The following is a 25,206-nucleotide window of genomic DNA, read 5'->3' on the forward strand; positions in this document are numbered from 1 at the left end:
GGGTGGGGTGGCCTTGTGGGCGGGGACGGTGGCCGCGATGCCGGTCATGGTGCCGGGCAGGGTGGGTCGGTGGCTCACGCGGTAGGCACAGGGCTGGGTGGCAGGGTCGGTGGAGAAGGGTGGTCGCCGTGCCGGGCGGGGTCGGGGACTGGGTGGGCGGGGCCGGTGGTGGTCCCGGCGGTCGTGCCGGGCGGGAGAGGGGGTGGCCGCGATGCCGGTCGCGCTTGCCGGCGGAGAGAAGCCGGTGGCCCGCACGGCGCGTTGCGGTGTCGGGTCAGGCTCTCAGTCGCAGGCCGCGTGGTGTTGCCACGAATCCCGCTGCCTCCAGGAGGGTGCCAATGGGGGAGGTCAGGGCTTGGGCGCCGTTGATGCGCTCGACCGTGACCGTGCCGAGTGAGCCCGCGCGGGCCGACGCGGCCAGCGCCTCGGCTGCCGTACGCAGGCGTGGGTCGTCCGGTGCGGCGGTGTCCGGGGCGGTGGGCCAGGCCAGCAGGGTCTTGCCGCCGCGTTCCATGTACAGCATCAGCTCGCCCTCCACCAGGACGACCAGGGAACCGGCCTTGCGGCCCGGCTTGTGCCCGGCTCCGGTCGGCGGCTCCGGCCAGGGCAGCGCGGAGCCGTAGGCGTTCGCGGGGTCGGCCGCGGCGAGGACCACGGCGCGGGCGTCGGATGCCGGGGCGCCCGTGCGGCCGTTGCCGTAGCCGCGATGCGGGGCCGTGCCGTAGGCGGCCGGGCCGTAGGGCGCGGTGCCGCCGCCGCGGGGGCCGCCGTAGCCGGGGGAGGCGAAGGGGTCGGCGAGGTCCCGGGGGGAGGCGTGGTCGCCGTCGGCGGCCGGGTGGTCCTCAGGCGGCCAGGTGAAGTCGCCGTCCAGGCCGGGGTGGGTGAAGCCGGCGTCGGCCGCGTCGAAGGCGCCGGGGGAGGCGTGGCCGTGCGGGGTGCCGTCAGTGGTGTCGAACGGGTTCGGGAAGGCCGGCTCGGCGAAACCGCTACGGCCGGTCGGGGCGGGCAGGCCCTCGGTCCGCTCGCGGGCGTTCGCCACCGCGCGGAGGCGGTCCACCGCGCCGTCCATCGCGAACTGGGCCGCGCCCAGCCCCTCGACCACGTAACCCCGCCGGGCCTGACCGCTCTCCTCGAACGCCGACAGCACCCGGTACACCGCAGAGAAGCCGCCCTCGACGCCCTCCGCGGCGACCGCGCCCCGGGTGACCACGCCGTGCCGGTCCAGGAGCGTGCGGGCCAGGGCGTGCGCGCGCACGGTGGCGTCCGGCTCGGCCGTCGGCAGCAGGGACCAGCGGCCGGCCACGGTCGGCGGGCCGGTGCGGGAGGCGGTGCGTGCCGCGGCCGTCAGGGAGCCGTAGCGCCCGCGCGGGACGGCACGCTTGGCGCGGTGCGCGGTCGAGCCCGCCGTACGACCCGAGCCCAGTAGGGCGCGCATCGGCGCCAGCGTGTCGTTGGTGAGCCGGCCCGACCAGGCCAGGTCCCACAGTGCGTCGGCCAGTTGGGGATCGGTGACCTCGGGGTGCGTGGTCGCGCGGACCTGGTCGGCGATCTGCCGGAAGAACAGGCCGTAGCCGCCGGAAAGGGCGTCGAGCACGGACTGGTGGAGCGCGGTCAGCTCCAGCGGGTGCGGTGCCGGGAGCAGCAGCGGGGCCGCGTCCGCCAGATAGAGGGAGACCCAGCCGTCCTTGCCGGGCAGGGCGCCCGCGCCGGCCCACACCACCTCGCCGGCGGCGGTCAGTTCGTCGAGCATCGAGGGCGTGTAGCCGGCCACGCGGGAGGGCAGGACCAGCTTCTCCAGCGCGGAGGCCGGCACGGACGCGCCCTGCAACTGCTCGACCGCGCGCACCAGCCCGTCGACGCCCCGCAGCCCATGCCCCCTGCCGATGTGCTGCCACTGCGGCAGGAACTGGGCGAGCGCGGCGGGCGGCACCGGCTCCAGCTCGTGCCGCAGGGCCGCCAGGGAACGGCGGCGCAGCCGACGCAGCACGGCCGCGTCGCACCACTCCTGGCCGATGCCCGCCGGGTGGAACTCGCCCTGTACGACCCGCCCGGCCGCGGCCAGCCGCTGCAGGGCGCCCTCGGTGACCGCCACGCCGAGGCCGAACCGGGCCGCCGCGGTGGCCGAGGTGAACGGACCATGCGTACGGGAGTACCGCGCGAGGAGGTCGCCCAGCGGATCCTTGACGGGCTCGGTGAACGCCTCGGGAACACCGACGGGCAGCGCTGTGCCGAGCGCGTCGCGCAGCCGGCCCGCGTCCTCGACGGCCGCCCAGTGATCGGTCCCCGCGATCCGCACCCTGATCGCCCGGCGGGCCCCGGCCAGCTCCCGCGGCCACTGCGGGTCCGCGCCCCGCGCCACCAGCTCCGCGTCGGTCAGCGGGCCGAGCAGCCTGAGCACGTCGGCGACGCCCTCCACGTCCTTGACCCGGCGGTCCTCGGTGAGCCACTGCAGCTCGCGCTCCAGCTCGGTCAGCACCTCCGCGTCGAGCAGTTCGCGCAGCTCCGCCTGGCCCAGCAGCTCGGCCAGCAGCCGCGAGTCCAGCGACAGCGCGGCGGCGCGCCGCTCGGCCAGCGGGGAGTCGCCCTCGTACAGGAACTGGGCGACGTACCCGAACAGCAGGGAGCGGGCGAACGGGGACGGCTCCGGGGTGGTGACCTCGACCAGGCGCACCTTGCGGGACTCGATGTCACCCATCAGCTCCACGAGCCCGGGGACGTCGAAGACGTCCTGGAGGCATTCGCGGACCGCCTCCAGGACGATCGGGAACGAGCCGAACTCGCTCGCCACCTGGAGCAGCTGGGCCGCCCGCTGGCGCTGCTGCCACAACGGGGTGCGCTTGCCGGGGTTGCGGCGCGGCAGCAGCAGCGCGCGGGCGGCACACTCGCGGAACCGGGAGGCGAACAGCGCCGAGCCGCCGACCTGGTCGGTGACGATCTGGTCGACCTCGCCCTTGTCGAAGGCGACGTCGGCCGCGCCGACCGGGGCCTGGTCGCTGTCGTACTCGGTGCCGGCCTTCATCGGCTCCTGGTCGAGCAGGTCCAGACCCATCAGGTCGGCGTCGGGCAGGCGCAGCACGATGCCGTCGTCGGCGTGCATGACCTGCGCGTCCATGCCGTACCGCTCGGACAGGCGGGCGCCGAGGGCGAGGGCCCAGGGGGCGTGGACCTGCGCGCCGAAGGGGGAGTGGACGACGACCCGCCAGTCGCCCAGCTCGTCACGGAACCGCTCCACGACGATCGTACGGTCGTCCGGGACATGGCCGCAGGCCTCGCGCTGCTCGTCCAGGTACGACAGCACGTTGTCCGCCGCCCACGCGTCCAGGCCCGCCGCCAGCAGCCGCAGTCGCGCGTCCTCCCGGGACAGCGAGCCGACCTCGCGCAGGAACGCGCCCACCGCGCGGCCCAGTTCCAGCGGGCGGCCCAGCTGGTCGCCCTTCCAGAAGGGCAGCCGGCCCGGCACGCCCGGCGCGGGCGAGACCAGGACGCGGTCGCGCGTGATGTCCTCGATCCGCCAGGAACTCGTGCCCAGCGTGAAGACGTCGCCCACGCGGGACTCGTAGACCATCTCCTCGTCCAGCTCGCCGACCCGGCCGCCGCCCTTCTTGGGGTCGGAACCGGCGAGGAAGACGCCGAACAGGCCGCGGTCCGGGATGGTGCCGCCGGAGGTGACGGCGAGGCGCTGGGCGCCCGGGCGGCCGGTGATCTCGCCGGTCACGCGGTCCCACACCACGCGCGGGCGCAGCTCCGCGAACGCGTCGGACGGGTAGCGGCCCGCGAGCATGTCCAGGACCGCCGTGAACGCCGACTCGGGCAGCGAGGCGAACGGGGCCGCGCGGCGGACCACGGCGAGCAGATCGTCGAACTGCCAGGTGTCCAGCGCCGTCATGGCGACCACCTGCTGCGCGAGGACGTCCAGCGGGTTCGCGGGCACCTTCAGGGACTCGATCGAACCCGAGCGCATCCGCTCGGTGACCACGGCCGCCTGGACGAGATCACCGCGGTACTTGGGGAAGACGACACCGGTGGAGACGGCGCCGACCTGGTGCCCCGCGCGGCCCACCCGCTGGAGGCCCGAGGCCACCGAGGGCGGGGACTCGACCTGGACGACGAGGTCCACGGCGCCCATGTCGATGCCGAGTTCGAGGCTGGAGGTGGCGACCACCGCGGGCAGCCGGCCCGCCTTCAGGTCCTCCTCCACCAGGGCGCGCTGCTCCTTGGAGACCGAGCCGTGGTGCGCGCGGGCGATCACCGGCGGCGCGCCCTGGGCGGCGCCCGAGCCGCCCATCAGCTCGGCGGGGGAGTGGTGCTCGTCCAGGGTCTCCCCGGTCGCCCGCTCGTATGCGATCTCGTTGAGCCGGTTGCACAGCCGCTCCGCCAGGCGGCGGGAGTTGGCGAAGACGATCGTGGACCGGTGGGCCTGGACCAGGTCGGCGATCCGCTCCTCCACGTGCGGCCAGATCGACGGCCGCTCCCCGCCCTCGGCGGCGTCGGCCGCCGGGGCACCGCCCAGCTCGCCCATGTCCTCGACGGGGACGACGACGGAGAGGTCGAACTCCTTGCCGGACTCCGGCTGGACGATCTCCGCCTTGCGGCGCGGGGACAGGTACCGGGCCACCTCGTCCACCGGGCGCACGGTCGCCGACAGGCCGATCCGGCGGGCAGGCTTCGGCAGCAGCTCGTCCAGCCGCTCCAGGGAGAGCGCGAGATGCGCGCCGCGCTTGGTGCCCGCGACCGCGTGGACCTCGTCCAGGATCACCGTCTCCACGCCCGTGAGCGCGTCACGCGTGGCCGACGTCAGCATCAGGAACAGCGACTCGGGGGTGGTGATCAGGATGTCCGGCGGGCGCGTGGACAGGGCACGGCGCTCGGCGGCCGGGGTGTCGCCGGACCGGATCCCGACCCTGACCTCGGGCTCGGGCAGGCCCAGCCGCACGGACTCCTGGCGGATACCGGTCAGCGGACTGCGCAGGTTGCGCTCGACGTCGACCGCGAGAGCCTTCAGCGGGGACACGTACAGCACCCGGCAGCGCTTCTTCGGGTCGGCCGGGGGCGGGGCCGAGGCCAGCTGGTCCAGGGCGGCGAGGAACGCGGCCAGCGTCTTGCCGGAGCCCGTCGGGGCGACCACCAGCACGTCCGAGCCCGCCCGGATGGCATTCCACGCGCCCGCCTGGGCCGCGGTGGGCGCGGAGAACGCCCCCGTGAACCAGCCGCGGGTCGCGGGGGAGAAGCCGTCGAGGGCTCGGTGTGCGGAGCTGACCATGCGTCCATCCTGCACCCGCCCACTGACAATCGCCGTGACCTGCGCAGATGCGGAGCCGGGGGGGGAATGCCGGGCCGGCGAGCGCCGGGCCGGGACGTGCGGGGCCTACGCGGTGCCGGGCGCGGAAATGCGGTGTCGGTGTGGTTCGGGCAGGGCGGACAATGGGCGTATGGCGGGTTCAGGGGAGCGGGCGCGGCACTGGCAGTACGCGGAGTTGCCCGGTGTCGACCTGCTGCGGGCCCGGTACATCCGCAAGACGTTCGTCCGGCACACCCACGAGAACTTCGTGATCGCGGCCATCGCCGACGGCGTCGAGGTCTTCCACCACCGCGGCTCCGACGTCTCCGCCGGCGCGGGAGCGCTGGCCCTCGTCAACCCGGACACCCCGCACACCGGCCGGGCCGGGGTCCCCGAGGGCTGGCGGTACGGAGCCCTGTACCCGTCGCCCGACGTGGTCGCCGCGATCGCCGCCGAGACCACCACCCTCCGGGGCACGCCGGGCTTCGTCAGCCCCGTCCTCGACGACCCCTACACCGTCCGCCTGGTGCACCAGGTGCTGCGCGCCGCCGACGAGGGCAACGCGCTGGCCGCCGACACGCTCCTGCGGGTCGCCGTGACCAGGCTGCTGCGGCTGAACGGCGGCCCGCTGCCCCAGCGGCGGACCCGGACGGCCGGCGCGAGCATCGCCGCACGCGCGCGTGCGGTGCTGGAGGAACGGATGGCCGAGCCGCCGACCCTGCAACGGCTGGCCTCGGACCTCGGCTCCAGCCCGTTCGCCCTGCTGCGGGCGTTCCGCGACGCCTACGGCATGCCGCCGCACACCTGGCTGACGGACGCCCGCGTGCGCCGCGCCCGGCTGCTGCTCGACGCGGGGACGGCCCCGGCCGAGGCGGCCGTCGCCGTCGGCTTCACCGACCAGCCCCACCTCAACCGGCACTTCGCCCGGATCGTCGGCGTGCCCCCGGGCGCGTACCAGCGCGAGCGCACCGGCCCGGACGAGCGCAAGAACGTACAAGACGCGGGCTGAGAACCGCCCGTACCGTCCTGGGCGTGGCACAGCACATAGCTCTCATGGACCAGACCGCCGAAGGAGCGGACAAGCCGGACTCGGCCGTCGTACGGGACGCCCTGGGCGTCGGCGTCGCCGTGGGCCTGTCCGGATTCGCCTTCGGGGTGACCTCGGCCGGCAGCGGACTCGGGCTGCTCCAGACCTGCGCGCTCAGCCTCCTGGTGTTCACCGGCGCCTCCCAGTTCGCACTGGTCGGGGCGCTCGCCGCCGGGGGCAACCCGTTCACGGCCGCCGCCGGCGCGTTCTTCCTGGGCGTGCGCAACGCCTTCTACGGGCTGCGGCTGTCGCAGCTGCTCGCCCTCCCCCGCGCGCTACGGCCGTTCGCCGCCCAATGGGTGATCGACGAGACCACCGCGGTGACCCTGGCGCAGCCGACCCGGCGGGCCGCGCGGCTCGGCTTCACCGTCACCGGCCTCAGCCTGTACCTGTTGTGGAACCTCACCACGCTGCTCGGCGCGCTGGGCGCCCGGGCGATCGGCGACACGCGCGCGTGGGGCCTGGACGCGGCGGGACCCGCCGTGTTCCTGGCGCTGCTCGCGCCGATGCTGAAGACGCCCACCGAGCGCGCGGTGGCGGCCCTCGCCGTCCTGCTGGGCCTCGGTCTGCTGCCCGTCCTGCCGGCCGGTCTGCCGGTCCTGGTGGCGGCACTGGCGGCCCCGCTCGCCCTCTTCGTGGAGGGCCGGCGCCGGGGCCGTACCCGGCAGGAGGAGCAGGCAGGCTCGGAGGAGGACCGGTGAACACCTGGATCGCGATCGGCGTGACCGCCCTCGGCTGTTACGCCGTCAAGCTCGCCGGACTGCTGGTGCCGGCGCACACCGTCGAGCGGCCGTACGTGCGCCGGCTGGCCGCCCTGCTGCCGGTGGCTCTCCTGGCCGCGCTCACCGCCCAGCAGACGTTCGCCGACGGGCACGCGCTCGTCCTGGACGCGCGGGCCGCGGGGCTCGGCGCGGCGGCCGTGGCACTGGTGCTGCGCGCACCGTTCCTGCTGGTCGTGGCGGCGGCCGTGGTGGTGACGGCGGGGGTGCGGGCCGTCGGCGGGTGAGGTCCGCCGACGGGAAAGGCCGATCCCGCGCGCGAGGGTGGCTCAGCCCACGAAGCGGCCGTAGGCCCTCAGGGTGCGCAGGGCCTCGATCGTCACCAGTGGGCGGGCCTCCAGCGCCGGGGCCGGGGCCCACCGGCGCCACCGGATCGGCCAGCCGCCGTCGTCCTGCTGCCCGGCGGCCAGGTGGTCCAGCGAGCGCGTCATCTCGTCGTCCGTGAACCACGCGCGCGCGAGCGAGCCGGGGCTGCGGGCGAAGTCGTGCGGGAAGTGGTGCTCGCCCGGGGCGTAGCCGGGGGCCACCGGGAACGCGTCGAGGCGGTCCGGGTCCAGCGCGGCGAGCCGCTGCTCGCGCACCAGGCGGCCCAGCCGGTCGGCGGCGGCCTCCGCGCGCAGGCGGTCGGGAGCGGAGTCCAGGAAGGTGACGGCGGCCTGCACCTCGTAGGGGTGGGACTTCTCCAGGGACTCCACCGCCTGCCAGCAGAAGTCGGTGGCCCGGAACAGCCAGGCATGCCACACCTCGTTGCGGTGCAGCAGCCCGACCACCGGCCCGGTGGCCAGCAGCTCGCTGGGAGGGTCGTCGACGACCGGGACGAACGGCGCCGTCGGATACCCGCGCTGGCTCGGGTGGATCGCCGGCAGGGCGCCGTCCGGGGTCGAGACGGAGGTCAGATAGCGGCACAGCTGCTCCACGCGCTGCCCGCCACAGCGCCCGACGGCGTCCAGCACGCGCAGGGCGTGCGCGGTGTGCAGGGGCTGGCTGACCGGTCCGCGCAGGTCGGGCTCGAGGGCGTGCCCGTACCCGCCGTCGTCGTTGCGGTAGGCGTCCAGTGCCGCTTCCACCGCCTCCGGGCTGCCGTGCAGGAAGTGGTACGCGAAGAGATGCTGCTCCAGCACGCGCGCGGTGAGCCACACGAACTGTTCGGCGCGGAAGAGCGGGGAACGCGCCGGGGGCGTGGAGGGGAGTGGGGGAGCTCCGGTTTCGGCCATGCGTCAGACCGTAGGACGGAAAGCGGTCTCGGCAGGTGCTCCCGGGCAGGGCCCACCCCCAGGGGCGGGATACTGGAGGCATGCGGTTGACGGTCTTCTGGCAGCGGATGGCGGAACACTTCGGTCCGGGGTACGCCGACACCTTCGCGCGCGATCACGTCATGTCGGAACTGGGCGGACGCACGGTGAACGAGGCGCTGGACGCCGGCTGGGCGGCCAAGGACGTGTGGCGTGTGGTCTGCGCGGTCATGAACGTGCCGGGCGAGAAGCGCTGACCGGGTGGCCGAAATGCCGCGCTTGCCGGAGAAGAACGCGACGGTACGGAACTGATCTGTCACGAAGATCGCCCACTGGGTCCGGTTGTCGGTGGCGTGAGCGAGACTGGGCGCGTGGCACCGACTGACGAGGACCCCCTGGCACCCACCGCCGAGGACGGCGAGCCGTTCCCCCGGCAGGCAGCGCCGGCTGCCGCGCCCCCGCCCGGCCGGCCCCCGGCCTCCGGCGCCATCGCTCCGGACGGCCGGATGCCGCGGTGGCTGCCGCGCGCCATGGTGCTCGCGCTCGCGCTGATCGCCGCGTTCCAGCTGGGCAGCTGGGCCTTCCACCAGCTGACCGGACTCCTGATCAACATTGTGATCGCGTTCTTCCTGGCCCTGGCGGTCGAGCCCGCGGTGAGCCGGATGTCGGCCCGTGGCATGCGCAGGGGGCTCGCCACCTTCCTGGTCTTCCTCGGCCTGACCGTCGCCGCCGCCGGGTTCGTCACGCTGCTCGGGTCGATGCTGGCCGGCCAGATCATCAAGATGATCGAGGGTTTCCCGGACTACCTCGACTCGCTCATCAACTGGATCAACCACACCTTCCACACGGAGCTCAGACGGGTCGACATCCAGGAGGGCCTGCTCCACTCCGACTGGCTGCGCAAGTACGTGCAGAACAGTGCGACCGGTGTCCTCGACGTGTCCGCCCAGGTGCTCGGCGGCCTCTTCCAGCTGCTCACGGTCGCGCTGTTCTCGTTCTACTTCGCCGCCGACGGTCCCCGGCTGCGCCGCGCCCTGTGCTCCGTGCTGCCGCCCGCGCGCCAGGCCGAGGTGCTGCGCGCCTGGGAGATAGCCGTCGACAAGACGGGCGGCTATCTGTACTCGCGCGGCCTCATGGCGCTCATCTCCGGGGTCGCGCACTACATCCTGCTCCAGGCCCTCGGTGTGCCGTACGCGCCGGTGCTCGGAGTCTGGGTGGGCCTGGTCTCGCAGTTCATCCCGACCATCGGCACGTACCTCGCGGGCGCGCTGCCGATGCTGATCGCGTTCACCGTGAACCCCTGGTACGCGGTGTGGGTGCTGGTCTTCGTCGTGATCTACCAGCAGTTCGAGAACTACATGCTCCAGCCCAAGCTGACCGCCAAGACGGTGGACATCCACCCGGCGGTCGCCTTCGGCTCGGTCGTCGCGGGTACCGCGCTGCTGGGCGCGGTCGGCGCGCTGATCGCCATCCCGGCGGTGGCGACCCTGCAGGCGTTCCTCGGGGCGTACGTGAAGCGGTACGCCGTCACGGACGACCCCCGGGTGCACGGACACCGCGGCCGGGGCCGGGGCGGCCCCGGGATGTTCACGCGCGCGCGACGCCTCTGGACCGGCGGCCGCCCCGGCGGACAGCAGCGACCGTAGGCCCATCGAAGCCCCGCCCGTGTGCCGCGTGGTGCGCTTGACACAAAAATCGAACATCCATTCTTATGGAAGCTCAGGCGAGGCTTTGGGTTGGGGATTTCGTCCCGATTCGAGGGGGGATGTCCCTCGGTTATCCACAGGCTGGGCCTGCGTCGGGGCGCATTGTCAGTGGCAGGCGTTAGCGTCTTTGACGTGAAGCGATCGACTCAAGCAAACCGGGTGGAACCCATGGCAGGAACCGACCGCGAGAAGGCGCTCGACGCCGCGCTCGCGCAGATTGAACGGCAATTCGGCAAGGGCGCGGTCATGCGCATGGGCGAGCGGTCGAAGGAGCCCATCGAGGTCATCCCGACCGGGTCGACCGCGCTCGACGTCGCCCTCGGCGTCGGTGGCCTGCCGCGCGGCCGTGTCGTGGAGATCTACGGACCGGAGTCCTCCGGTAAGACCACGCTGACCTTGCACGCCGTGGCCAACGCGCAGAAGGCCGGCGGCCAGGTCGCCTTCGTGGACGCCGAGCACGCCCTCGACCCCGAGTACGCGCGCAAGCTCGGTGTCGACATCGACAACCTGATCCTCTCCCAGCCCGACAACGGCGAGCAGGCCCTGGAGATCGTGGACATGCTGGTCCGCTCCGGTGCCCTCGACCTGATCGTCATCGACTCCGTCGCCGCGCTCGTCCCGCGCGCGGAGATCGAGGGTGAGATGGGCGACAGCCACGTCGGTCTGCAGGCCCGCCTGATGAGCCAGGCACTGCGGAAGATCACCAGCGCGCTCAACCAGTCCAAGACCACCGCGATCTTCATCAACCAGCTCCGCGAGAAGATCGGCGTGATGTTCGGCTCCCCGGAGACCACGACCGGTGGCCGTGCGCTGAAGTTCTACGCTTCGGTGCGCATCGACATCCGCCGCATCGAGACCCTGAAGGACGGCACGGAGGCGGTCGGTAACCGCACCCGCTGCAAGGTCGTCAAGAACAAGGTCGCCCCGCCCTTCAAGCAGGCCGAGTTCGACATCCTCTACGGCCAGGGCATCAGCCGCGAGGGCGGCCTGATCGACATGGGCGTGGAGCACGGCTTCGTCCGCAAGGCCGGCGCCTGGTACACGTACGAGGGCGACCAGCTCGGCCAGGGCAAGGAGAACGCGCGCAACTTCCTCAAGGACAACCCCGACCTGGCCAACGAGATCGAGAAGAAGATCAAGGAGAAGCTGGGCGTGGGAGTCCGGCCGGAGGAGCCCGCCGCCGAGCCGGGCACCGACGCCGCGGTCACCGCCGCGGCCGACGACGCCAAGACGGTGCCCGCCCCGGCAGCCGCCAAGGCCACCAAGCCCAAGGCCGCCGCTGCCAAGAGCTGACCCGTGACACGACGAACCGACTGGGCCGAGTACGAGTACGCCACCCCCGGTGTCCCACGGGGGAGGGGCACCGGGGGCTACCCGGACTCCGCCCCGGACGGGGGCGACGAACACCGGGACGACGGACGCGGCACGTCCCGCGGAACCGACGGCTACGGGGGTGACGGAGACGCGGGCGGTGAGCCGTACGGGGGCGGTTCGCTCGGCCACCGTGGCTCCGGTGGCGGCCGTGGCTCCGGGGGACCCGGCGGCGCGCGGGGCGGCCGGAGTCGTGGCCGGCGGCGCGGGTTCGGGGACGCGCCCGGTGAGGACGAAGGCCCCCCTTCCTCGGCGAGGGACGAGCAGGGGGAGTCTTCAGGGGACCCGGCTGAGCGGGCCCGGGCGATCTGCCTGCGCCTGCTCACCGGGACCCCGCGCACCCGCAAGCAGCTCGCGGACGCCCTGCGCAAGCGGGAGATTCCCGAGGACGTCGCCGACGAGGTGCTGGACCGTTTCGAAGAGGTCGGGCTCGTCGACGACGGTGCTTTCGCGGACGCCTGGGTGGAGTCCCGGCACCACGGCCGGGGACTCGCCCGCCGCGCCCTCGCCCGGGAACTGCGCACCAAGGGGGTCGACTCGGCGCTGATCGAGGACGCCGTCGCCCAGCTCGACCCCGAGCAGGAGGAGGCGACCGCCCGTGAGCTCGTCGCCCGCAAGCTGCGCGCCACCCGCGGCCTCGACCGCGACAAGCGGCTCCGCCGGCTCGCCGGCATGCTCGCCCGCAAGGGCTACTCCGAGGGCATGGCCCTCCGCATCGTCCGCCAGGCCCTGGAGGAGGAGGGCGAGGACACGGAGTTCCTGGGGGACGGGGACTTCTGACGGGGTTCTCCCACGCGTCCTTCCGGCACGGTCTGCTCGGGGCGGCCGGTGTGAACCGGCGCCCGGGTGGGGTTAACCCCCGCAGCGGGCGGGCGGGTTGACCCCCTTCGCAAGACACCGGGCCACCGCAGTGCTCTCCACCCCCGCACCGGCGAGTCTGTACGCGCGCCCAGCGCACGACACAGCCGACGCGTACACCAGAAGAGAGCCCCGTCCCCATGATGCTGCGTTACGCCCTGCAGACGGTCCGCACCCGCAAAGCGGGGTTTCTCGGCGCCTTCCTCGCCCTGATGTGCGCGGCGGCTCTGATCACCGCGTGCGGCACCCTCCTCGACACCGGCCTGCGCGGCACCATCCGTACCGAGCGCTACGCCGCCGCTCCCGTCGTGGTCTCCGCCGACCAGTACGTGCACCGGACCACCGTCAAGCACAAGAAGGGCAAGACCAAGGTCAAGCACAAGGCGAAACCCATCGCTGAACGCGCCTGGCTCGCCGGGAACCTGCGCAGCACGCTCGCCCGCACCCCCGGCGTGGCCCGGGTGATCCCCGAACTCACCTTCGTCGCCCAGCCGTTGGCTCCGGCCGGCACCGGCGACCGTACCGCCTACGGCCATGCCTGGGACTCCGCCGCGCTCACCCCGTACCGGCTGACCGCCGGCCGGGCCCCCGCCGCCGCGGACGACCTGGTGATCGACGGTGACCTCGCCGCGCGGGCCCGGCTGCGGCCCGGCGACCGGCTCACCGTTCAGTCCACGCAGGCCCCGCGTGGCTACCGGATCACCGGTATCGCCACCCCGGCCACCGCCGTACGCCACCAGACGTCCCTGTTCTTCTCCGTCGCCGAGGCCCGTCGGCTGGCCGGACACCCCGGCAAGGTCACCGCGTTCGGTGTGCTGCCGGCCAAGGGGGCGGACCCCGAGCGGGTGCGCCGGGCGGTGGAGCGGGCGCTGCACGGGACGACGGCGCAGGTCAGCGCCGGCGACGCCCGCGGGCCCGTCGAGTTCCTGGACGCGGCCGCCGCCCGCACCCGGCTGGTCAGCATGGGCGGCGCCATGGGCGGCACCTCGCTGCTGGTGGCGGTGCTCGTGGTCGTCGGCACCTTCGCGCTCACCGTCCAGCAGCGCCATCGCGAACTCGCCCTGCTCAGGGCCATCGCCGCCACCTCCGGGCAGATCCGCAGGCTGCTCGGCCGGGAGGCGCTGATCGTCGGCGCGGCAGCGGGCACCGTCGGCGCACTGCTCGGGCTGCCGCTGGGCGGCTGGCTGCACTCCCGGTTCGTCGCCCTGGGCGCCGTACCCGACACGCTCGAACACACCGTCAGTGTCTTCCCGCCGCTGGCCGCTCTCGCCGCCACCCTGCTCGGCGCCTGGGCGGCGGCTCGGATCGCCTCGCGCAGAGTCGCCACGATCCGCCCGGCCGAGGCTCTGGCCGAAGCGAGGGCCGAGCGCACCCGGCCCGCGTGGGGCCGGATCGGCGCCGGGCTGCTGCTCCTCGCCGGCGGAGTCGTCCTCGTCGTCCTGCTCACCGTTCTGCGCACCGAGCCCGCCTCGACTCCCGTGACCTTCCTCGCCGTCGTCGTCCTGTCCACCTCCGTCGCCCTGCTCGGTCCCCTCCTGGTCAGGGCCGCCGCGCTGCTGCTCGCCGGCCCGCTCCGGCTCACCGGCCACGGCGGCCGGCTCGCCACCGCCAACCTGCGTGGGAACGCCGCCCGCATGGCCTCCGTCGTCACCCCCCTCACTCTGCTCGTCGGCATGACCTGCACCGTCCTGTTCGTCCAGGACACCCTCGGGAACGCCGCCCGCACCCAGGTCCGCGAAGGTGTCAGGGCCGACTGGGTCGTCGCCGCCCAGGGGCCGGGCGTCCCCGGCGAGGCCGCCGAACGGCTGCGCGCACGGCACGACACCGTCACCGAGGTGGTCCGCACGACCGTCCGCGTCGGCCTCGACAAATACCCCGCACAGGGCGTGACCCCCGCCGGTCTCACCCGCACCTGGGACCCGGAGGTCACGGCCGGCTCCCTCGACCGGCTCGGCCCCGGCACCGTCGCCGTGAGCGAAGTGGCCGCCGACCAGCAGCATCTGAAGCCGGGAAGCACCCTGAAACTCACGCTCGGCGACGGCACGCCCGCCACGCTCACCGTCGCAGCCGTCTACGCGCGGGGTCTCGGCTTCGGCGACCTCACCTTCGCCCACGACCTCGTGGCCCACCACGTCGACAACCCGCTCGCCTCCTCCGTCCTCGTCGGCACGACCCGTACACAGACACAACTCGCGACTACGCTCCGTGAGTTTCCCGGGCTGCGGATTCTTTCCCCGGCCGCCGCCGACGCCCTCCGGGCCGACCGGCAGCAGGAGAACGCCGAGGTCAACTACCTCGCCATGGGACTCGTCCTCGCCTTCACCGCCATCGCGGTCGTCAACACGCTGGCCATGTCGGTCGCCGAGCGTGTCCGGGAGTTCGCGCTGCTCCGGCTGGCCGGTGCGACCCGCCGTCAGGTGCTGCGCATGCTGCGCACCGAGGCGCTGTCCGTCCTGTTGCTCGCCACCTCGGTCGGCACCGGTATCGCGCTGGCCGTGCTCACCGCGTTCAGCGTCGGCATGACGGGCCGGGCCGCACCGGCGGTCACCCCGCTGCTCTACGTCGGCGTGGTCGCGGTCGCCGGCCTCCTGGCGCTGGTGGCCAGTGCCGTGCCCGGGCGTGCGGCGCTCCGGGTGCGGGCGGTGACGGTCGCCACGGCGAAGGAGTAGCACCGGTGCCCTCCTCGGGGGGGCCGCCGGCGGCGCCAGGAATCCCCGGGCAGGCCCCGGGGGTTCACTGCTCTTCGCAGCCCACGGCTCAGGCCGTCGCCGGCTCCACCGGCAGTCCCTGAGCGCGCCATGCCTGGAAGCCGCCCACCAGGTCCGTAGCCCGGTGCAGGCCCAGCTGGTGGAGGGAGGCGGCGGCGAGGCTGGAGGCGTAGCCCTCGTTGCAGATCACCACGACACGCAGGTCGTGCCCGGTGGCCTCGGGAAGGCGGTGACTGCCCTGCGGGTCGAGGCGCCACTCCAGTTCGTTGCGCTCGACCACGACGGCACCGGGGATGAGCCCGTCCCGCTCCCGCAGGGCGGCGTACCGGATGTCGACCAGCAACGCCTCACCGGACTGCGCCGCCTCGTGCGCCTGGCGGGCCTCGATGCGCTGGTAGCCCGCGCGCACCCGCTCCAGCAGCTCGTCGATGCCGGGCGGCTGCTCACCCGGCACGCCGGACGGCACACCGGCCCCGCGGGTCGCCTCGGCCACCGCCGACCGCTCGCTCGTGCCGCTCACTGCCAGTCCTCCGGGCGTTCGACCTGCTCCAGGCGCAGCACCTGGCCCGTGCGACTGTAACGGCGGATCTGCGGCAGCGGCGGGTAGTAGGCGTGCACCGAGATCGCGTGTCGCTCGCGGGACTCGTTGAGCACCTCGTGCACATGGTGGCGGCCGAAGGCGCGGCCCTGCCCGGCGGGCAGCCGGCGCACCCGGTCCACGCCGTCGGTGAGTTCCAGGGTCCTCCAGCCGTCGGTGGGCAGCCGGGCAGCGAGGGAGTACTCGGTGAGGTCGCCGGAGGCGGTGAGGAAAGCGCCGACCGAGTCGGCGTGGTCGTGCCAGCCGGTACCGGTACCGGGCGGCCAGCCGATCAGCCAGGCCTCGCTGCCGCCGGGACCCTTCAGCCGCACCCAGGTGCGGCCCTCGGGGTCGAGCGGGAGGGAGGCGATCAGCTCGGCGTCGGCCGCCGTACGCCGGACGAAGTCGAGGAGGTCCGCCTGGGTGGGCGCCGAACCGGCGGCCGGGGACGCGGACGAGGAAAGGGAAGGAGAGGGGACAGACACGTGCACCGTCCTGGAAAGCGTTCGCGGAAACGGGCGCACGACGGCGCCCGGAAAGGGAAAGGATGCGAATTCAGCAGGACGGGCGACACACGCAGCCCGCGTAGCGGACGAGGTCCATGTGGACCCTCCGCCACAGGCGCACACAGGTGTCGGTCACGATCCGGAGTACAGCATGCAGCCGCAATCGGGTCAACCGGGTGTCACCCTGTGGACGGAGGGTGAGGGAGCGCACGCCGGGGCGCGCGGAAGCCCCCCCGAGGCGAGCTGTCGGCAGGCGCGGAAGCCGGGGTGCACGGCCGACAGGGGCTGGGGTCGCCTCCCGGCAGACGGCCGACGCGCGCCGAACGTGCTCCCCGGCGTGGGGTCGGCATGCGCCGGAGCCGCGTCCCCGGCACACAGTCAGCGCGCGCCGGAGCCGGCTTGGGCCGCCGCCGTCTCCTCCTCCCCCTTCTTCTCTTCCTCCTCCTGCTGTTCCCCGCGCACAGCGCCGCCCAGCGTGGCCTCGGCCGCCGCGTACAGGTCGGCCGGGCGCACCCCGCTCAGCGCGGTGACCAGGTGGCCGTCGGGGCGCACGAGCAGCACACTGTGCGCCGGCGCACCGGGGTAGCTCTCGGCGACCAGCAGCTCGGCGGGGTGCGGCAGCGCGGTCACGGCCGCCGCCAGCCGTGGCATCACCCCGGCCGACACCCAGTGCTTGCGGTCCCAGACACCCGTACCGGGCGCGATCAGCACGACGAGCAGCGCGCCGCGGTCGAGCCGGTCGCGCAGCTGGACGAAGGAACCGTCCTCCGCCGTGACCCGGACGTCGGCGACCGGTGCGCCCGGCGCGGTCTCTACCGGGATCCGAGCCTCCAGCTGCCGGGGCGCGAGCGGCGAGTCGGCGTACGTGCCGGGCGCGCCCAGCGGACCGCGTCCCAGGTGGCCGTCGGTGAGCAGCGCGTCGTGGTTCCGGGCCGTGCCCGGGACGATGTGGCGCAGCCCACCACCGCCGCGCAGCACCGGCAGCACCTGGTCGGCGGCGCGCAGCCGGGCGGCGACCACCGCGCGCCGCTCGGTCTGGTAACTGTCCAGCAGGGCCTCGTGCGGGCCGTGGTGCCAGGCCGCGGCCAGCTTCCAGGCCAGGTTCTCAGCGTCCCTGAGCCCCTCGTCGAGCCCCTGGGTGCCGAGCGCGCCGAGCAGATGGGCCGCGTCCCCCGCGAGGAAGACCCGCCCGGCGCGCCACCGGCGGGCGAGGCGGTGGTGCACCGTGTGGACGCCGGTGTCGAGCAGGTCGTACGCCGGTGCGGGGCCGTCCGACCAGCCCGCGAGGGTCTCGCGGATCCCGGTCAGCAGGACCTCGGGCGTGACCAGGTCCTTGCCCGGCGGCAGCAGCCAGTCCAGGCGCCACGCGCCGTCCGGGAGGGGGCGGGCGGTCACCTCCCCGGCCGAGGGCCCGGACGACCGCCACGGCGGCATCCGATGGAGCAACGCCTGACCCTCCCACGGAAGTTCCACGCGCAGCGCCGCGACCGCGTGCCGTTCCACCGCCGTACGGCCCGGGAAGCGGATGTCCTGGAGTTTGCGCACGGTCGAGCGGGGGCCGTCGCAGCCGACCAGGTAACTTCCGCGCCACCAAGTGCCCTTCGGGCCACGGGTGTGCGCGGTGATGCCGGAACGCTCCTGCTCGATCGCGTCCAGGCGGCTGTCCACCGCCATCTTCACGAGCGGCTCCCCGGCGACGGCCCCGCGCAGGAAACCCGTGAGCAAGTGCTGCGCGATGTGCAGCGGGGCGGGCGCGGACGCGTCGAAGACGACCTCGCTCACCACCTGCCGGCGCCGCCGGGACCGCCATCCGGCCCAGCGCACCCCGTGTTCACCGAGTGCGACGCCGGTCAGCCGCTCCAGCAGGGCGGCCGTGTCCTCGCGCAGGACGACGGTGCGCGCCGGGCGGGGTTCGTCCTTGCCGGGTCCCTCGTCCAGGACGACGGTCGGCACCTCCTGCCGCGCCAGCGCCAGGGCGAGCGTGAGCCCGACGGGCCCCGCTCCGACGATGATCACCGGGTCCACGGTGTGGCGCCCCCTGCTCGCGGCGAGGCCTTGACGGAGACAAGTGAACGGGAAGGTGAAGCGGGGTGCACGATCACAGAACGTATGCAACCCATTGGGAGAGTTTGCGTCAAGTGACCAGGGGCAGTGGCGATCATGCCACTGCCCCTGGGTGCCTCATGTCACTTGAATGCCCGTCAGTTGTCGTGCTTGCCGCCGTGTCCGCCGCCGACGAACGGACCGCTGAGGTCGAGCCCGCCGCCTTCGGCTCCGGTCGCCGCCGTGCCCGCGATGTCCGCGACGTCCTGGGCACCGAGCACCGCGCCCGTCGACTTCTTCCCCCGCCGCAGCCGGCCCTCCAGCCAGCTCGCGAAGGAGGTCAGCGAGAAGTTGATGACCACGAAGATCACGGCCACGACGGTCAGGGAGGCGATGATGTTGCCGTAGTAACCGCTCATCGTGTTGGCCGAGGCCAGCAGTTCCGGGAAGGTGAGGACCGCACCGCCGAGCGCGGTGTCCTTCACGATGACCACCAGCTGGCTGACGATCGCCGGGAGCATCGTGGTGACCGCCTGCGGCAGCAGGATGACCCGCATCACCTGACTCTTGCGCAGACCGATGGCCATGGCTGCCTCGGACTGGCCCTTCGGCAGAGCGAGGATGCCCGCTCGGACGATCTCGGCGAGCACCGACGCGTTGTACAGCACCAGACCGGTGACGACCGCGTAGAACGGACGGTCTTCCGAACTGACGTCGGTGTACTGGGCGAAGAGCGCCAGCCCGAAGATCATCAGGACCAGGACGGGGATCGCGCGGAAGAACTCGACCACGACCGCGGCCGGGACGCGCACCCACACGTGGTCCGAGAGCCGGGCGATGCCGAGGACGGCACCCAGGGGAAGCGCGATGACCATCGCCAGCGCTGCCGCCTCCAGGGTGTTCTGCAGACCGGGCCATATGTACGTCGAGTACGCCTCGGTGCTGCTGAAGAAAGGCTTCCACAAGCCCCAGGCCAGCTGGCCCTTGTCGTCGAGAGTCTTGTACACCCACCACACGACGGCCGCGAGGGCCACCACGAAGACGGCCGTGTAAAGGACGTTGCGCCGCTTGGCACGGGGCCCCTGGGCGTCGTACAGAACAGAAGTCATCGCTTCACCGCCATCTTCTTGCCCACCCAGCCGAGGATCAGCCCGGTCGGCAGGGTCAGGCACACGAACCCGAAGGCGATGACTGCCGAGATCAGCAGCAGTTGCGCCTCGTTCTCGATCATTTCCTTCATCAGGAGCGCCGCCTCCGCCACGCCGATCGCGGCGGCCACCGTCGTGTTCTTCGTCAACGCGATCAGCACGTTGGTCAGTGGACCGATGGCCGCACGGAACGCCTGCGGCAGCACGATCAGGCGCAGCACCTGAGTGAAGCTGAGGCCGATGGCACGCGCGGCCTCCGCCTGGCCGACCGGCACGGTGTTGATGCCGGAGCGGATCGCCTCGCAGACGAAGGCCGAGGTGTAGAGGATCAGACCGAGCACGGCCAGCCGGAAGCCCCGGACCTGGAAGTCGGCCGCACCGAGCGTGACACCCAGCGTGTTGCTGAGGCCGAGCGAGGAGAACAGGATGATCACCGTCAGCGGGATGTTCCGCACGATGTTCACGTAGGCGGTACCGAAACCGCGCATCAGCGGTACCGGACCCACCCGCATACCGGCCAGCAGGGTGCCCCAGACGAGGGAGCCGACGGCCGACAGCAAGGTGAGCTGCACGGTCGTCCAGAAGGCGCCCAGTACGTCGTAACGTCCAAGAAAGTCGAACACGATCTCCCGCGCTTCCGCGTGTAGGGATGCCCCGGTGCGCCGCCGTCAGGGGCGGCGCACCGGCGGGCATTGCCTCAGCTCTTGATGTCGCCGATCTTCGGGGCGGGCTCGTTCTTGTAGTTCGCCGGACCGAAGTTCTTCTTCACGGCAGCCTCCCAGGAACCGTCGGAGACCATCTCCTCGAGGGCCTTGTTGATCTTGGCCTTGAGGTCGCTGCCCTTCTTGACGCCGATGCCGTAGTTCTCGTTGGTCATCTTGAAGCCGCCCAGCTTGAACTTGCCCTTGAACTGGGACTGGGAGGCGTAACCGGCGAGGATCGAGTCGTCGGTGGTGAGGGCGTCGATGGCGCCGCTCTGCAGACCGGACAGGCACGCCGAGTAGGTCGGGTAGGTCTGCAGGTTCGCCTTCGGCGCCAGCGTCTTCTTGACGTTCTGTGCCGAGGTCGAGCCGGCCACCGAACACAGGTTCTTGTTGTTCAGGTCCGCCGGCGACTTGATCTTCGTCTCGTCCGCGCGCAGCAGCACGTCCTGGTGGGCCAGCAGGTACGGGCCGGCGAAGTCGACCTTCTGCTGACGCTCCGGGGTGATCGAGTAGGAGGCGGCGATGAACTGGACGTCACCACGCTGCAGCATGGTCTCGCGGTCCGCGCTCTTCGACTCCTTCCACTCGATCTGGTCGGCGTTGTAGCCCAGCTTCTTGGCGACGTAGGTGGCCACATCGACGTCGAAGCCCGCATAGCCCTGCGGCGTCTTCTGGCCGATGCCCGGCTGGTCGAACTTGATACCGATGGTGATCTTCTTGCCGCCACCGGAGGAGCCGTTGTCGTCCTTCTTGTCGTCGCCGCCGCACGCGGTGGCGGTCACGGAGAGGGCGAGGAGGACGGCCGAGGCGGCGGTGACCTTGCGGAGCTTCATGGTGAACATCCTTCTGAGTGGTGAGGAACGAGTCCCTGAGGCGCGGGTGACGCGGCCCGGCGGCGCGTGCGGCCGGGGCGTTCCGTCAGTGGTGCAGGATCTTGGACAGGAAGTCCTTGGCCCGGTCGCTGCGGGGGTTGCTGAAGAACTGCTCGGGCGTGGCCTGTTCGACGATCCGGCCGTCCGCCATGAAGACGACCCGGTTCGCCGCCGATCGCGCGAAGCCCATCTCGTGGGTGACCACGATCATCGTCATGCCCTCGCGCGCGAGCTGCTGCATGACCTCCAGGACCTCGTTGATCATCTCGGGGTCGAGGGCGGAGGTCGGCTCGTCGAACAGCATGACCTTCGGACCCATCGCGAGCGCCCGCGCGATCGCGACGCGCTGCTGCTGGCCGCCGGACAGCTGGGCGGGGTACTTGTCGGCCTGGGTGCCCACGCCGACCCGGTCCAGCAGCGCCCGGGCCTTCTCCTCGGCCTGCTTCTTGTCCGCCTTGCGGACCTTGACCTGGCCCAGCATCACGTTCTCGAGCACGGTCTTGTGCGCGAAGAGGTTGAACGACTGGAACACCATCCCGACGTCCGCCCGCAGCCGGGCCAGTTCGCGGCCCTCGTGCGGCAGGGGCTTGCCGTCGATCGTGATCGTGCCCGAGTCGATCGTCTCCAGGCGGTTGATGGTGCGGCACAGCGTCGACTTTCCGGACCCGGAGGGCCCGATGACCACGACGACCTCGCCGCGGGCGATCGTCAGGTCGATGTCCTGGAGCACGTGCAACGCGCCGAAGTGCTTGTTGACGCTCTTCAGGACGACCAGTTCGTCGGACGTGGCCGCGTCCTCCTTGGCCACCGTTACTTTGGTCATCGCTCTCAGGCTCCGTCCTCCTCGGGTTTCCGAGGACAGTAGTGAGGGGCTGTGACCTGCGTCATCACATCTGAGGGAGATCTGAGCATCACGATCCGATAGCGATCGGACACGTGTCGTAGCACATGCGGCCGCCGAGCATATCGGCCGGGTAACGGAAGCGGCAGGCAACCGGAACCCTCTTGACGCCGTCCTTAACCATCAGCGTCACTGCCATGGTGCACGCGCGCGTGGGCGCGATCTGCAAGCCTGACGGAAACCGAGACCGTACGACCGCTGAACCGGAGGGGGCCGGGATGAGACTGCTGCTCGTCGAGGACGACAACCATGTCGCCGCGGCCCTGTCCGCCGTCCTCGCGCGGCACGGCTTCCAGGTCACCCACGCGCGCAGCGGCGAGGAGGCCCTCCAGGCGCTCGTCCCCGAGGGCAACGGCTTCGGTGTCGTCCTGCTCGACCTCGGCCTGCCCGACCAGGACGGCTACGAGGTGTGCGGCAAGATCCGCAAACGCACCAGCACCCCGGTGATCATGGTGACCGCGCGCGCCGACGTCCGCTCCCGCATCCACGGGCTCAACATGGGCGCGGACGACTACGTCGTCAAGCCGTACGACACCGGGGAACTGCTCGCCCGGATCCACGCCGTCAGCCGGCGCACCGCCCACGAGGACCCCACGACCGGCGGCGAGGACGCGCTGCTGCTCGGTTCGGTCCGGATCGAACTCCCCACCCGCCAGGTCAGCGTGGACGGCGCGGTCATCCAGCTGACCCGCAAGGAGTTCGATCTGCTCGCGCTGCTCGCCCAGCGGCCCGGGGTGGTCTTCCGGCGCGAACAGATCATCAGCGAGGTCTGGCGCACCAGCTGGGAGGGGACGGGCCGCACCCTGGAGGTGCACGTCGCCTCCCTGCGCGCCAAACTGCGCATGCCCGCGCTGATCGAGACCGTACGCGGCGTCGGCTACCGGCTCGTCGCCCCGGCCGCCTAGCGGGGACGGGTGCGCACACGCCTCCTCCCGCTGCTCATCGTCCTGCTGGCGGCCGTCCTGCTCGCGCTCGGCATCCCGCTGGCCGGCAGCGTGGCCGCCGCCCAGCAGCAGCGGGTCGTCGTCGACCGGATCGACGACACGGCACGCTTCGCGGCGCTCGCCCAGTTCGTCACCGACGCGCCCGGCGGCTCCCGCCGCACCACCACGGACGAGCGCCGGGCGAGCCTGCGCAGCGAGTTGGAGAGCTACCACGGCGTCTACGGCATCCGCGCGGGCGTCTTCTACCGCAACGGCTCCGCGATGGCCAACGCGCCCGACGACTGGTTCGTACCGCAGACGGGGGAGGTCCGCCGGGCGTTCGACGAGGCGCTGCTCAGCCGGCGCAGCCATGACCCGCGGCAGGTGTGGCCCTGGCAGCGCGGACGGCTCGTCGTCGCCTCGCCAGTGATCCGGGACGGGGACGTCGTCGCGGTCGTGGTCACCGACTCGCCCACCGGACAGCTGCGGTCCCGGATCCTGCGCGGCTGGCTGTTCATCGGGGCCGGGGAGATCGCGGCCATGCTGCTGGCCGTCGGCGCCGCGCTCAGGCTGACCGGCTGGGTGCTCAGGCCGGTCCGGGTCCTGGACGCCACCACGCACGACATCGCCACCGGGCGGCTGAAGTCCCGGGTCGCGGCCGCCGGCGGGCCGCCGGAACTCAGACGGCTGGCCCGTTCGTTCAACGAGATGGCGGACAACGTCGAGGCCGTGCTGGAGCAGCAGCGCGCCTTCGTCGCCGACGCCTCGCACCAGCTGCGCAACCCGCTCGCGGCGCTGCTGCTGCGCATCGAACTGCTCGCCCTCGAACTCCCGGAGGACAACGCGGAGATCGCCTCGGTCCGCACCGAGGGCAAGCGCCTCGCGCAGGTCCTGGACGACCTGCTCGACCTGGCGCTGGCCGAGCACGCCGAGGCCGACCTCCGGCTGACCGACATCGGCGCGCTGGCCGAGGAGCGGGTGGCCGCGTGGGCACCGGCCGCCCGGGCCAGGGGCGTCCGGCTGACCGGTGAATGTCCGCCCACGACCGCCTGGGCCGACCCGATCGCCCTGTCCAGCGCCCTGGACGCGGTGATCGACAACGCCGTGAAGTTCACCCCCGAGGGCGGCACGGTCGAGGTCGCCGTCTGCGTCGACGGCGACACCACCACGGTCGTCGTCACGGACACCGGGCCCGGCCTCACCGACGAGGAACTCGCGCGCGTGGGCGACCGTTTCTGGCGCAGCGGCCGGCACCAGAACGTGAACGGTTCGGGCCTGGGCCTGTCGATCACCCGCGCCCTGCTCGCGGCGGGCGGCGGCGCGATCGAGTACGCCCACCACGAACCGCAGGGGCTCCGGGTGACGGTGCGGGTGCCGCGGCACGCGGAGGCCGCCGGGGACACCAAGGGCGCCGCGTCCTAGGCCCTGGCCGGGCTTCCGCCCGCGTGGTCTAGGGCTTCACCGACCGGTAGTAGCGCCGGGCGCCCTCCTGGAGGGGGAGGGGGTCGGTGTAGATGGCGGTGCGCAGGTCGACCAGCTGCGCGGAGTGGACGTGGGCACCGATGTCGTCGCGGCTCTTGATCACCGTGCGGGTCACCCACTCGGTCAGCCGGGGATCGACGTCCGTTCGGGTCATCAGCACGTTGGACACGGCGATCGTCGGCACCTGGACCCCCTGCTGGACGTTCGGGTAGGCCGACTCGGGGATGTTGGTGGCCCGGTAGTAGCGCGCGCCCTCGCCCTGGTCGTGCAGCCGGGTGACGAGGTCGTCGTCGATCGGTACGAACCGGAAGTCACGCTTCTGCGCCAGCGCGACCAGCCCCTTCGTGGGCAGGCCGCCGGACCAGAAGAAGGCGTCGATCTTCCCCTCCCGCAGCCGCGCCGGCCCGGTGTCGATGCCGTCGGCCACCGGCGTGATGTCCTTGTGCGGGTCGATGCCGGCCGCCCGCAGCACCCGGTCGGCGATCAGCCGTACCCCGGAATCGGGCAGCCCGGTCGCCACCCGCTTGTGCCGCAGATCGGCGACGGTCCTGATGTCCGAACCGCTGGGTACGACGAGGTGCACGTAGTCGTCGTAGAGGCGGGCCACACCGCGCAGCCGCCCGGCGCCGCTGCCGTGTCGCAGCTCGTACGTCGCCACGGCGTCGGCCGCCGCGATGGTGAAGTCGGCCTGCCCGGTCGCCACCCGCTGGACGTTCTCCTGGGAACCGGCGCTGTCGAGCAGCTTGACCTTCAGGCCCGGCATGTCCTTGCCCAGCTCGGTACGGAGCCGCTCGCCGTACTCCTGGTAGACGCCGCGGGGGCTGCCGGTGCTGAACACGATCGTTCCGCTCGGCGGCTTCTCGCCCAGGGGCAGCAGCCACCACAGCAGCAGCCCGAGGGCGACGACACCGACGGCCGCGCCCTGCAGCGCTCGGCGCCTGCCGAGCCGGGGGAACACCTTGGACATGCGGGCGATCCTGCCAGGCGACGCGCGCCGCTGGCCAGGGCCGGGGTCCCTCCGGGGCCCGGCG

General features: G+C 72.8%; 20 protein-coding genes and 1 pseudogene. 10 read left to right on the forward strand and 11 right to left on the reverse strand.

The genetic code is table 11. From position 1 onward, the window contains the following. Positions 1 to 274: 274 nt before the first annotated feature. Positions 275 to 5,260 carry an ATP-dependent helicase gene (locus tag ACIP4Y_RS34385; RefSeq protein WP_401399912.1) on the reverse strand — a complete coding sequence of 1,662 codons (4,986 nt, stop codon included), beginning with the start codon at positions 5,258 to 5,260 and terminating at the stop codon, positions 275 to 277. A 169-nt stretch (positions 5,261 to 5,429) separates the two neighbouring features. Between ACIP4Y_RS34385 and ACIP4Y_RS34390 the strand changes: the two are divergent. From ACIP4Y_RS34390 to ACIP4Y_RS34400, 3 genes and pseudogenes are all read left to right on the forward strand, one after another. After that, a pseudogene (locus tag ACIP4Y_RS34390) lies at positions 5,430 to 6,437 on the forward strand (AraC family ligand binding domain-containing protein). Further along, a complete protein-coding gene (locus ACIP4Y_RS34395; RefSeq protein WP_358642582.1) occupies positions 6,332 to 7,066 on the forward strand; it encodes an AzlC family ABC transporter permease in 735 nt (244 codons plus the stop codon). The pseudogene ACIP4Y_RS34390 and the gene ACIP4Y_RS34395 overlap by 106 nt, the downstream one beginning before the upstream one ends. Beyond that, positions 7,063 to 7,371 (forward strand): AzlD domain-containing protein, encoded by a 309-nt coding sequence (locus ACIP4Y_RS34400; protein ID WP_030342831.1) that lies wholly within the window; start codon positions 7,063 to 7,065, stop codon positions 7,369 to 7,371. Before ACIP4Y_RS34395 ends, ACIP4Y_RS34400 begins: the two co-directional genes overlap by 4 nt. A gap of 42 nt (positions 7,372 to 7,413) precedes the next feature. Here ACIP4Y_RS34400 and ACIP4Y_RS34405 read toward each other — a convergent pair whose 3' ends face one another. Next, positions 7,414 to 8,358, reverse strand: a complete 945-nt coding sequence (locus tag ACIP4Y_RS34405) for a hypothetical protein (RefSeq protein ID WP_401399915.1) — start codon at positions 8,356 to 8,358, stop codon at positions 7,414 to 7,416. A gap of 80 nt (positions 8,359 to 8,438) precedes the next feature. On the opposite strand from ACIP4Y_RS34405, the gene ACIP4Y_RS34410 reads away from it, so the two are divergent. The 5 genes from ACIP4Y_RS34410 to ACIP4Y_RS34430 all read left to right on the forward strand — a co-directional run bounded on the left by ACIP4Y_RS34410 (position 8,439) and on the right by ACIP4Y_RS34430 (position 14,980). Then, on the forward strand, positions 8,439 to 8,633 hold the full coding sequence (locus tag ACIP4Y_RS34410; protein WP_358642578.1) for a DUF3046 domain-containing protein: 195 nt from the start codon (positions 8,439 to 8,441) through the stop codon (positions 8,631 to 8,633). 138 nt (positions 8,634 to 8,771) lie between these two features. After that, on the forward strand, positions 8,772 to 10,022 hold the full coding sequence (locus ACIP4Y_RS34415; RefSeq protein ID WP_401400191.1) for an AI-2E family transporter: 1,251 nt from the start codon (positions 8,772 to 8,774) through the stop codon (positions 10,020 to 10,022). Between the two features lie 228 nt (positions 10,023 to 10,250). Further along, the gene (gene recA / locus ACIP4Y_RS34420) at positions 10,251 to 11,375 is read left to right on the forward strand and encodes a recombinase RecA (protein WP_358642576.1); all 1,125 of its coding nucleotides are present in this window, start codon (positions 10,251 to 10,253) and stop codon (positions 11,373 to 11,375) included. A gap of 3 nt (positions 11,376 to 11,378) precedes the next feature. Beyond that, on the forward strand, positions 11,379 to 12,233 hold the full coding sequence (gene recX / locus ACIP4Y_RS34425) for a recombination regulator RecX (protein WP_401399918.1): 855 nt from the start codon (positions 11,379 to 11,381) through the stop codon (positions 12,231 to 12,233). Between the two features lie 218 nt (positions 12,234 to 12,451). Beyond that, positions 12,452 to 14,980 carry an ABC transporter permease gene (locus tag ACIP4Y_RS34430; RefSeq protein WP_401399920.1) on the forward strand — a complete coding sequence of 843 codons (2,529 nt, stop codon included), beginning with the start codon at positions 12,452 to 12,454 and terminating at the stop codon, positions 14,978 to 14,980. An 88-nt stretch (positions 14,981 to 15,068) separates the two neighbouring features. Here the strand turns inward: ACIP4Y_RS34430 and ACIP4Y_RS34435 are convergent, their stop codons facing one another. The 8 genes from ACIP4Y_RS34435 to ACIP4Y_RS34470 form a co-directional block, all read right to left on the reverse strand. Then, positions 15,069 to 15,512 carry a rhodanese-like domain-containing protein gene (locus ACIP4Y_RS34435; protein ID WP_401400194.1) on the reverse strand — a complete coding sequence of 148 codons (444 nt, stop codon included), beginning with the start codon at positions 15,510 to 15,512 and terminating at the stop codon, positions 15,069 to 15,071. A 23-nt stretch (positions 15,513 to 15,535) separates the two neighbouring features. After that, positions 15,536 to 16,087 (reverse strand): cysteine dioxygenase, encoded by a 552-nt coding sequence (locus tag ACIP4Y_RS34440; RefSeq protein WP_401399923.1) that lies wholly within the window; start codon positions 16,085 to 16,087, stop codon positions 15,536 to 15,538. Positions 16,088 to 16,151: 64 nt separating this feature from the next. Continuing rightward, positions 16,152 to 16,199, reverse strand: coding sequence for a hypothetical protein (locus tag ACIP4Y_RS34445; protein ID WP_309506048.1), 48 nt, complete (start codon positions 16,197 to 16,199; stop codon positions 16,152 to 16,154). Between the two features lie 281 nt (positions 16,200 to 16,480). Continuing rightward, a complete protein-coding gene (locus ACIP4Y_RS34450; protein ID WP_401399926.1) occupies positions 16,481 to 18,127 on the reverse strand; it encodes an FAD-dependent monooxygenase in 1,647 nt (548 codons plus the stop codon). 176 nt (positions 18,128 to 18,303) lie between these two features. Beyond that, positions 18,304 to 19,254 (reverse strand): amino acid ABC transporter permease, encoded by a 951-nt coding sequence (locus tag ACIP4Y_RS34455; RefSeq protein WP_401399929.1) that lies wholly within the window; start codon positions 19,252 to 19,254, stop codon positions 18,304 to 18,306. Next, entirely contained in the window at positions 19,251 to 19,916 is a 666-nt protein-coding gene (locus ACIP4Y_RS34460) for an amino acid ABC transporter permease (protein WP_401399932.1), read from the reverse strand. The genes ACIP4Y_RS34455 and ACIP4Y_RS34460 overlap by 4 nt, the downstream gene beginning before the upstream one ends. Positions 19,917 to 19,990: 74 nt before the next feature. Beyond that, on the reverse strand, positions 19,991 to 20,830 hold the full coding sequence (locus ACIP4Y_RS34465; RefSeq protein WP_401399935.1) for a glutamate ABC transporter substrate-binding protein: 840 nt from the start codon (positions 20,828 to 20,830) through the stop codon (positions 19,991 to 19,993). Positions 20,831 to 20,915: 85 nt separating this feature from the next. Next, positions 20,916 to 21,692 (reverse strand): amino acid ABC transporter ATP-binding protein, encoded by a 777-nt coding sequence (locus ACIP4Y_RS34470; RefSeq protein WP_358642559.1) that lies wholly within the window; start codon positions 21,690 to 21,692, stop codon positions 20,916 to 20,918. Positions 21,693 to 21,988: 296 nt separating this feature from the next. Here ACIP4Y_RS34470 and ACIP4Y_RS34475 point away from each other — a divergent pair, with 296 nt between their 5' ends. Beyond that, entirely contained in the window at positions 21,989 to 22,675 is a 687-nt protein-coding gene (locus tag ACIP4Y_RS34475; RefSeq protein WP_358642557.1) for a response regulator transcription factor, read from the forward strand. A 9-nt stretch (positions 22,676 to 22,684) separates the two neighbouring features. Then, positions 22,685 to 24,115: a sensor histidine kinase gene (locus tag ACIP4Y_RS34480; RefSeq protein ID WP_401399938.1), complete on the forward strand. Its 1,431-nt coding sequence runs from the start codon at positions 22,685 to 22,687 to the stop codon at positions 24,113 to 24,115. A 28-nt stretch (positions 24,116 to 24,143) separates the two neighbouring features. Here ACIP4Y_RS34480 and ACIP4Y_RS34485 read toward each other — a convergent pair whose 3' ends face one another. Further along, entirely contained in the window at positions 24,144 to 25,142 is a 999-nt protein-coding gene (locus ACIP4Y_RS34485) for a TAXI family TRAP transporter solute-binding subunit (RefSeq protein WP_401399939.1), read from the reverse strand. Positions 25,143 to 25,206 lie beyond the last annotated feature (64 nt).

The organism is Streptomyces sp. NPDC088810 (assembly GCF_044750305.1).
GTDB lineage: Bacteria > Actinomycetota > Actinomycetes > Streptomycetales > Streptomycetaceae > Streptomyces.

Coding starts and splice junctions, on each gene's coding strand:
- ACIP4Y_RS34385 (WP_401399912.1), bottom strand. CDS start 5,260: ATGGTCAGCTCCGCACACCGAGCCCTCGACGGCTTCTCCCCCGCGACC.
- ACIP4Y_RS34395 (WP_358642582.1), top strand. CDS start 6,332: ATGGACCAGACCGCCGAAGGAGCGGACAAGCCGGACTCGGCCGTCGTA.
- ACIP4Y_RS34405 (WP_401399915.1), bottom strand. CDS start 8,358: ATGGCCGAAACCGGAGCTCCCCCACTCCCCTCCACGCCCCCGGCGCGT.
- ACIP4Y_RS34410 (WP_358642578.1), top strand. CDS start 8,439: ATGCGGTTGACGGTCTTCTGGCAGCGGATGGCGGAACACTTCGGTCCG.
- recA (WP_358642576.1), top strand. CDS start 10,251: ATGGCAGGAACCGACCGCGAGAAGGCGCTCGACGCCGCGCTCGCGCAG.
- ACIP4Y_RS34430 (WP_401399920.1), top strand. CDS start 12,452: ATGATGCTGCGTTACGCCCTGCAGACGGTCCGCACCCGCAAAGCGGGG.
- ACIP4Y_RS34455 (WP_401399929.1), bottom strand. CDS start 19,254: ATGACTTCTGTTCTGTACGACGCCCAGGGGCCCCGTGCCAAGCGGCGC.
- ACIP4Y_RS34465 (WP_401399935.1), bottom strand. CDS start 20,830: ATGAAGCTCCGCAAGGTCACCGCCGCCTCGGCCGTCCTCCTCGCCCTC.
- ACIP4Y_RS34470 (WP_358642559.1), bottom strand. CDS start 21,692: ATGACCAAAGTAACGGTGGCCAAGGAGGACGCGGCCACGTCCGACGAA.
- ACIP4Y_RS34475 (WP_358642557.1), top strand. CDS start 21,989: ATGAGACTGCTGCTCGTCGAGGACGACAACCATGTCGCCGCGGCCCTG.
- ACIP4Y_RS34485 (WP_401399939.1), bottom strand. CDS start 25,142: ATGTCCAAGGTGTTCCCCCGGCTCGGCAGGCGCCGAGCGCTGCAGGGC.